Here is a 7,644-nt window from a genome sequence, read left to right on the forward strand (position 1 = left end):
AGTTTAGTGGGCGCCGCGAGGGCCCAGCGCGTCCGGCGGCGAATCGGCGATCACAGTGCGGTATCAACTCCGCTACCAAAAGTGTTTAACCAATTGTGATAGAGGTAACAGGTGACAAGCTAAGTTACGAGCCTGTCTGAATAAGTCGGCTTATCGAGGGACTACAACGGCGTAGGAAGTGGTGGCGATGACGGCACCGAGCAAGGTTCCCAGCTCTTCGTACATGCCTGTCCGGCCAGGTAGAGCTCATAAACCCCGCCGATTCCCGGTCAGCGACGGCGCCCCCGTCGAGGTCGTCGAAGACGGTCCGAGCGTCGCCGGTCGGCTGATGAGCCTGGCCGCACTGTTGACGATCAAGCCGACTCTGACCATCGGTAGCTACGCCCCGAGGATGCCGTGGCCCTGGGGTCTGGTGGACTTCGCCGCCAGGATCATGCGGCCACCGCCCGGCACGGTGCGGGCCACCATCGCGCTCCCGCACTGCACCGCCCAGCTGGTCCGCGCCGCGGGGGTGCTGCCCGCAGACGGCAAGCGCAGCGTGGTTCTCTACCTGCACGGTGGCGCGTTTCTGACTTGCGGGGTCAACACCCACGGCCGCCTGGTGGCAGCGTTGTCCAAGTACGCCGACAGTCCCGTGCTGGTCGCCAACTACCGGATGATCCCCAACCACTCCGTCGGCACCGCACTCGACGACTGCTACGACGCCTACAAGTGGCTGCGCGAGACGGGCTACGAGCCCGACCAGATCGTGCTGGCCGGTGATTCCGCCGGCGGTTATCTGGCGCTCGCGCTGGCCGAGCGGCTGCAGGCGGAGGGCCTCGACGGCTACCAGGGCGAATCGCCGGCCGCCATCGCCACGATGTCCCCGCTGTTCGAGATCGACAACGAGGCTCGCGCCGACCATCCGAATGTCCGCACCGACGTGATGTTTCCGCACCGGGCTTTCCACGCCCTGGTCGAGTTGATCAGCGAGGCTGCCGGCAAACGCATGGTCGACGGCCGGCCGGAGGAGATCTACGAGCCGCTCGACCACATCGAACCGGGTCTGCCGCGCACGCTCATCCACGTCTCGGGGTCCGAGGTCCTGCTCAGCGATGCACGCAAGGCGGCGCGCAAGCTGGCGGCCGCGGGGGTGCCCGTCGAGGTCCGCATCTGGCCCGGTCAGATGCATGTCTTCCAGCTCGGGGCGCCGGCGGTGACCGAGGGCAACCGGTCGCTGCGGCAGATCGGCGAGTACATCCGAGAGGCGACCTGGTAGTCGTCCGCGGCGCCTGACACGATGGACGCATGCGGATCGCCAGGCACATCAGTGAGCTCATCGGCAATACCCCGCTGGTCCAGCTGAACTCGGTGGTTCCCCCGGGATCGGGGACGGTCGCGGCGAAGATCGAATACCTCAACCCCGGCGGCAGCGCCAAAGACCGCATCGCGGTCAAGATGATCGACGCCGCCGAGGCCAGCGGCGAACTGCGGCCCGGCGGCACCATCGTCGAACCCACCTCCGGAAACACCGGCGTCGGGCTGGCCCTGGTCGCCCAGCAGCGCGGCTACAAGTGCATCTTCGTCTGCCCCGACAAGGTCAGTGAGGACAAGCGCAACGTGCTGCGGGCCTACGGCGCCGACGTCGTGGTCTGTCCGACGGCAGTGCCACCGGACCACCCCGACAGCTACTACAGCGTCTCCGACCGGCTGGTGGGGGAGATCGACGGTGCGTGGAAGCCCGACCAGTACTCCAACCCGATGGGCCCGGAAAGCCATTACGAGACCACCGGGCCGGAGATCTGGGCGGACACCGACGGCAAGGTCACCCACTTCGTCGCGGGGGTGGGCACCGGAGGCACCATCACCGGCGCGGGCCGCTATCTCAAAGAGGTGTCCCAGGGGCGTCCGGAAGGCCCGGTCAAGGTCATCGGCGCCGACCCGGAGGGGTCGGTGTACTCCGGGGGCAGCGGCCGTCCCTACATGGTCGAGGGGGTGGGCGAGGATTTCTGGCCGTCGGCCTACGACCCCTCGGTACCTGACGAGATCATCGCGGTCTCCGATGCCGACTCGTTCGAGATGACCAGGCGACTGGCGCGCGAGGAGGCACTGCTGGTCGGAGGGTCGTGCGGGATGGCCGCCGTCGCGGCGATCCAGGTCGCCGAGCGTGCCGGCCCGGACGCGCTCGTCGTGGTGCTGCTTCCCGACGGCGGACGCGGTTACCTGTCAAAGGTTTTCAACGACGACTGGATGTCGTCCTACGGATTCCTGCGCAGTCGCCTCGACGGCACGGTGCAGGAGTCGACGGTCGGCGACGTGCTGCGCGGGAAGTCGGGTGCACTGCCCGACCTGGTCCACACGCACCCGTCGGAGACCGTGCGCGACGCCATCGGCATCCTGCGCGAGTACGGGGTGTCCCAGATGCCCGTCGTCGGTGCCGAGCCGCCGGTGATGGCCGGCGAGGTCGCCGGCAGCGTGTCCGAGCGTGAGCTGCTCTCGGCGGTGTTCGAGGGACGCGCCAAGCTCGTCGACGCAGTCGCCCAGCACATGAGCCCGCCGCTGCCGTTGGTAGGTGCGGGCGAACTGGTGAGCGACGCCGCCAAGACCCTCCGGGACTGCGACGCGGTGATGGTCGTCGAGGAGGGCAAGCCGGTGGGCGTGCTCACCCGACATGACCTACTGGGGTTCCTGTCGGACGGCAACGCCCGCCGCTGACGGGGCTTTTCCCAAGGTCCGGCGGGCGCCGCCGCTGCCCGGGAAAACAAGATCGATTTCGTGCGCGAAACCGCGGTTGCCAGGTATTGCTCAGGTAGGGTAAGCACGCCCGAGCCAGCCGAGGCAGCACTGGAAGGCGTCTGTGACCGATCAACCGCCACCCCCGGGGAGCTATCCGCCTGCTCCGCCACCACCCGGTGGTCACCCGGTTCTGCCGCCGGTGGGGTTTGCGGGCGCGCCGCTTCCGCGAGAGGCGTACACGCCGTGGCTCACCCGGGTTCTGGCGTGGCTCATCGATGCCGTTCCGGTGCTGGTCCTCCAAGGCATCGGCTGGGGTGTGCTGGTGGCCACCCGGGAGACGGTGTGCGTCACCGACCCGTCCGAGTTCGGCCTCGGCGAGCTCTGTGCGACGGGGACGTCCACCCTCGGCCAGGCGGCGTTCGTGCTCGCCGGCGGCACCATCCTGGCCTACGTCATCTGGAACCTCGGTCACCGGCAGGGCGCCACCGGTTCCAGCATCGGCAAGGCGATGATGAAGTTCCAAGTCATCAGCGAAAAGACCTGGCAGCCCATCGGTTTCGGCCGCTCGGTCGTCAGGCAGCTGGCACACATCATCGACGGCGTGATCTGCTACATCGGCTATCTGTTCCCGCTGTGGGACGCCAAGCGGCAAACCATCGCCGACAAGATAATGACCACCGTCTGCATTCCACTCTGACCACCATCGACATGAGGAGACAGTCATGACAGAGAACCCGCCGCCGCCCGGGGGCTACCCTCCGCCGCCACCGGAGGGATATCCGCCTCCTCCTCCCGGGGGTGGTGGCTACCCGCCGCCCCCGCAGGGGCCGGGTGGTTTCCCGCCGTCCGGGGGGTTTCCGCCCCCTGGCGGATATTCGGCACCGCAGGGCGGTTATCCGCCACCGCAACAGGGCTATCCGCCACCACAGCAGGGTTACCCGCCGATGGGTGGCCAGTCCGGCTACAACGTCGGCGAGGCGTTCAGCTGGGCATGGAACAAGTTCACCAACAACGCCGTCCCGCTCGTCGTGGCCACGCTGGCCTTCGGCGTGGTGCTGCTGATCCTGCAGGGGCTCATCAACCTGTTCCAGGTCCTGTTGGCCCCTGACTCGGCCAGCTACGTCACCGATGACAGCGGATTCTCGTTCTCCTACAGTGCCACCGGTGTGACGGGCATCCTCGTCTCGATCGTCGGGTGGTTCCTGTCGCTGCTTGTCGGCGCCGCGATCCAGTCGGCATTCCTCGGCGGCGTGATCGACATCGCCAACGGCCAGCAGGTGGCCATCGGATCGTTCTTCCGGCCCCGCAACATCGGCAACGTGGTCATCGCCACGCTGATCGTCGGCGTCATCACGACCGTCGGCTTCTTCCTGTGCGTGATTCCGGGTGTGATCGCGAGCATCATGCTGATGTTCACGGTGATCGCGGTTCTGGACCGCAACCTGGCCCCGCTGGATGCCGTCAAGGCGAGTTTCGAGACCAGCAAGAACAACTTCCGCAACGTGCTGCTCACCTGGCTGGTGATGGTCCTTGTGGTCGTGGTGGGCGCGGTGTTGTGCGGTGTCGGCCTGCTGGTGGCGGTGCCCGTGGCGTCGCTGATCCTGGTGTACGCCTACCGGGTGCTCAACGGCGCCTCGGTGGCGCCTGCCACCCAGTAGCGCATCCGGGCTCTGGATGTCGGCGTGTCCGGGTGTACCGGACACGCCGACATTTTGCGATTTGCCGATCGGGCCGAGATCCTGTGAAGCGTGTCCTGGGATGCCCGACAGCCGCCGCAGCAGCTCTGGCGGCCGGTGCTGCCCAGAAAGTCCTACACGCCCTGGATCGCTCGACTGGGAGCGTGGCTGATCGACGTGCTCCCGCTGCTCGCCGGCGCAGCGCTCTGGGAAGCGGTGGCCATCGGCACCGCCGGCGTCGACTGCGTGACCTACGACAACGGGGGAGTGGCCTGCACGGCGACCCCGTCGGACGTCGGCGACGCCCTGTTCGGTCCGGTCGCGCTGATCTCGCTCAGCTACGCGGTCTGGAACTTCGGCTACCGCCAGGGAACCACCGGCTCGAGCGTCGGCAAGTCGGTGATGCGATTCCGAGTGGTCAGCGGGAAGACCTGGCAGCCAATCGGTTTCGGCCGGTCGCTGGTGCGCCAGTTCGTCCACGCCGTGGACGCCGTGCCCTGCTTCATCGGCTATCTGTTCCCACTGTGGGACGCCAAACGTCAGACGCTGGCCGACAAGATCATGACCACGGTGTGTGTGCCCCGCGTCAGCGGAACGCGCTGACTCCCGTCAACGCCTCACCGATGACCAGCTGGTGCACTTCGGACGTGCCCTCGTAGGTGAGCACCGACTCCAGGTTGTTGGCATGCCTGAGCACCGGATATTCCAACGTGATTCCGTTGGCGCCCAACAGCGTGCGGCACTGCCGTGCGATCTCGAGGGCCTCCCGGACGTTGTTCAGCTTGCCGACGCTGACCTGCTCGGGCCGGATGCGGCCGTCGTCTTTGAGCCGGCCCAGATGCAGCGCCAGCAGCTGGGCCTTGGCCAGCTCGACGGCCATGTCGGCGATCTTGGCCTGCGTCAGCTGGTATCCGGCCAGCGGCCGGTCGAACACCTCGCGGGTCCCGACGTAGTCCAGCGCGGTCTCCAGGCAATCCCGGGCGGCTCCGACAGCGCCGAAGACGATCCCGAACCGCGCCTCGGACAGGCAGCTCAGCGGTCCCGCCAGCCCGCGGGCTTCCGGTAGCCGCGCGTCCTCGGGCAGCCGGACGTCGTCGAGGCTGAACTCGGAGGTGACCGACGCCCGCAGCGACATCTTGTGCGTCATCTCCCTGGCGCTGAAACCCGGGGTGGAGGTCGGAACGGCGAACCCGACGATGCTGTTGCGTTCGGTGCCCTGCTCACGCGCCCAGACGATCGCGACGTCGGCGACCGAGGCGTTGGTGATCCACATCTTCGAGCCGTTGAGGATCCAGTCCGACCCTTCCCGGCGTGCCGTGGTGCGCATGCCGCCGGGATTGGAGCCGAAGTCCGGCTCGGTGAGGCCGAAGCAGCCGATCAGCTCGCCTGCCGCCATGCCGGGCAGCCACTGGCGGCGCTGCTCCTCGCTGCCCCACCGGTGAATGGCGAACATCGCCAGTGAGCCCTGGACCGAGACCAGGCTGCGCAGCCCGCTGTCCACGGCCTCCAGCTCCTGGCACACCAGCCCGTAGGCCGTCGCCGTCGATCCGCCGCACCCGTAGCCGCTCAGATGCATGCCGAGCAGGCCGAGCTTGCCGATCTCGACGGCGAGGTCCCGGACCGGGACCTGCCCCGTCTCGAACCACTCGGCGATGTGCGGCCGGAGGCGCTGCTCGCCGAACCCGCGCACCATCGAGCGCAGGTCGAGCTCTTCGGAACTCAGCAGCGAGTCGAGGTCGAGCAGGCTCTCGATCGATGCGGTCGCAGAGGTCGACATGCTCACTTTCTACACCGCTACGCTTGCGGCCATGGGAGAGCAGCGCAGTGCGGCCGACCACTACCGCGCCTACGGCCCGGCGACCAAGGCCATTCACGCCGGTTATCGCCCCGATCCGGCGACCGGCGTGGTGAATGCCCCGATCTATGCCAGCTCGACGTTCGCCCAGGACGGTGTCGGTGGGCTGCGCAGCGGGTTCGAGTACGCCCGCACCGGAAACCCGACCCGCACCGCGCTGGAGGCATCCCTGGCGGCGGTGGAGACGGCGTCCTACGCGCGGGCGTTCAGCTCCGGGATGGCTGCCACCGACTGCGCACTGCGTGCCCTGCTGCGACCCGGCGACCACCTCGTCATCCCCGACGACGCCTACGGCGGCACCTTCCGGCTGATCGACAAGGTGTTCACGCTGTGGGGGATCAGCTACACCGCGGTGGCGCTCTCCGATCTGGACGCCGTGCGCGCGGCGATCACCGACCGGACCAAGCTGATCTGGGTCGAGACGCCGACCAACCCGCTGCTGTCCATCGCCGACATCGAGGGCATTGCCGCACTCGCGGCCGCCACAGACACCAAGGTCCTGGTGGACAACACGTTCGCCTCACCGGCGCTTCAGCAGCCGCTTCCGCTGGGCGCCGACATCGTGCTGCACTCGACCACCAAGTACATCGGTGGGCATTCCGACGTGGTCGGCGGTGCCCTGCTGACCAACAACGAAGAGCTCGACGAGGCCTTCGCGTTCCTGCAGAACGGTGCGGGTGCGGTGCCCGGGCCGTTCGACGCCTACCTGACGATGCGGGGCCTCAAGACCCTGCCGTTGCGGATGCAGCGCCACAGCGACAACGCCGGGGCGATCGCGGAGTTCCTCGACGGGCACCCCGCGATCAACAGCGTGCTCTACCCGGGGCTGCCGTCGCACCACAACCACGAGGTCGCGGCACGCCAGATGAGCGGCTTCGGCGGGATGGTGTCGGTGCGGTTGCGTGGCGGCCCCCAGGCTGCGCGCGACTTCTGCGCGCGCACAGAGATCTTCATTCTCGCCGAGTCGCTCGGCGGTGTGGAATCGCTCATCGAGTATCCGGGCGCGATGACCCACGCCTCGACGGCCGGGTCCCAACTCGAGGTGCCGGACGACCTGATCCGGCTGTCGGTCGGCATCGAGGACGTCGCCGACCTGCTCGGCGACGTCGAGCAGGCGTTGGGCTCGCAGCGCTAGACCGGGGTCAGACAAGCGCAACCAGCGCTTGGCGCACCGCCGACGCGGTGACCGCGAGGTTGACCTCGGGCAGCGCCGTCGGTGACTCGTCGACCCAACTGCCGCCGGCGATCTCGCCGGCGCGGGCGTGCACCCACCACGGTGTCGGCAAAGTCGTATTTCACCAGTTCAGCAGTAGTTTGACGGGTCGGAGATGATTGCGCGCGTGGTGTCGAAGCGCGGCGGCGATGTTGGTATGTCCGTTGAGCCGCAGGACGCTGATG

General features: G+C 67.9%; 7 protein-coding genes and 1 pseudogene. 6 read left to right on the plus strand and 2 right to left on the minus strand.

What is annotated here, in order from left to right:
• Window positions 1-187: 187 nt before the first annotated feature.
• The 5 genes from WA944_RS07600 (at window position 188) to WA944_RS07620 (ending at window position 4,994) form a co-directional block, all read left to right on the plus strand.
• Complete coding sequence (locus tag WA944_RS07600) at window positions 188-1,258, plus strand: alpha/beta hydrolase fold domain-containing protein (RefSeq protein WP_526373390.1); 1,071 nt, start codon at window positions 188-190, stop codon at window positions 1,256-1,258.
• Window positions 1,259-1,287: 29 nt separating this feature from the next.
• On the plus strand, window positions 1,288-2,694 hold the full coding sequence (locus tag WA944_RS07605) for a cystathionine beta-synthase (protein ID WP_526373391.1): 1,407 nt from the start codon (window positions 1,288-1,290) through the stop codon (window positions 2,692-2,694).
• A 142-nt stretch (window positions 2,695-2,836) separates the two neighbouring features.
• Window positions 2,837-3,412 (plus strand): Rv1078 family RDD domain-containing protein, encoded by a 576-nt coding sequence (locus tag WA944_RS07610; RefSeq protein WP_526373393.1) that lies wholly within the window; start codon window positions 2,837-2,839, stop codon window positions 3,410-3,412.
• Between the two features lie 25 nt (window positions 3,413-3,437).
• Complete coding sequence (locus WA944_RS07615) at window positions 3,438-4,373, plus strand: hypothetical protein (protein WP_526609615.1); 936 nt, start codon at window positions 3,438-3,440, stop codon at window positions 4,371-4,373.
• 90 nt (window positions 4,374-4,463) lie between these two features.
• A complete protein-coding gene (locus WA944_RS07620; RefSeq protein WP_526373397.1) occupies window positions 4,464-4,994 on the plus strand; it encodes an Rv1078 family RDD domain-containing protein in 531 nt (176 codons plus the stop codon).
• On the opposite strand, the gene WA944_RS07625 is transcribed toward WA944_RS07620, so the two are convergent.
• Window positions 4,978-6,168: an acyl-CoA dehydrogenase family protein gene (locus WA944_RS07625; RefSeq protein WP_526609617.1), complete on the minus strand. Its 1,191-nt coding sequence runs from the start codon at window positions 6,166-6,168 to the stop codon at window positions 4,978-4,980. The genes WA944_RS07620 and WA944_RS07625 overlap by 17 nt on opposite strands.
• Before the next feature lie 31 nt (window positions 6,169-6,199).
• On the opposite strand from WA944_RS07625, the gene WA944_RS07630 reads away from it, so the two are divergent.
• Window positions 6,200-7,381, plus strand: a complete 1,182-nt coding sequence (locus tag WA944_RS07630) for a cystathionine gamma-synthase (RefSeq protein WP_526373400.1) — start codon at window positions 6,200-6,202, stop codon at window positions 7,379-7,381.
• A 7-nt stretch (window positions 7,382-7,388) separates the two neighbouring features.
• Here the strand turns inward: WA944_RS07630 and WA944_RS07635 are convergent.
• Window positions 7,389-7,517: pseudogene (locus WA944_RS07635) on the minus strand (GOLPH3/VPS74 family protein); the annotation flags it as partial.
• Window positions 7,518-7,644 lie beyond the last annotated feature (127 nt).

Source organism: Mycobacterium sp. (assembly GCF_049683355.1).
Taxonomy (GTDB): domain Bacteria; phylum Actinomycetota; class Actinomycetes; order Mycobacteriales; family Mycobacteriaceae; genus Mycobacterium.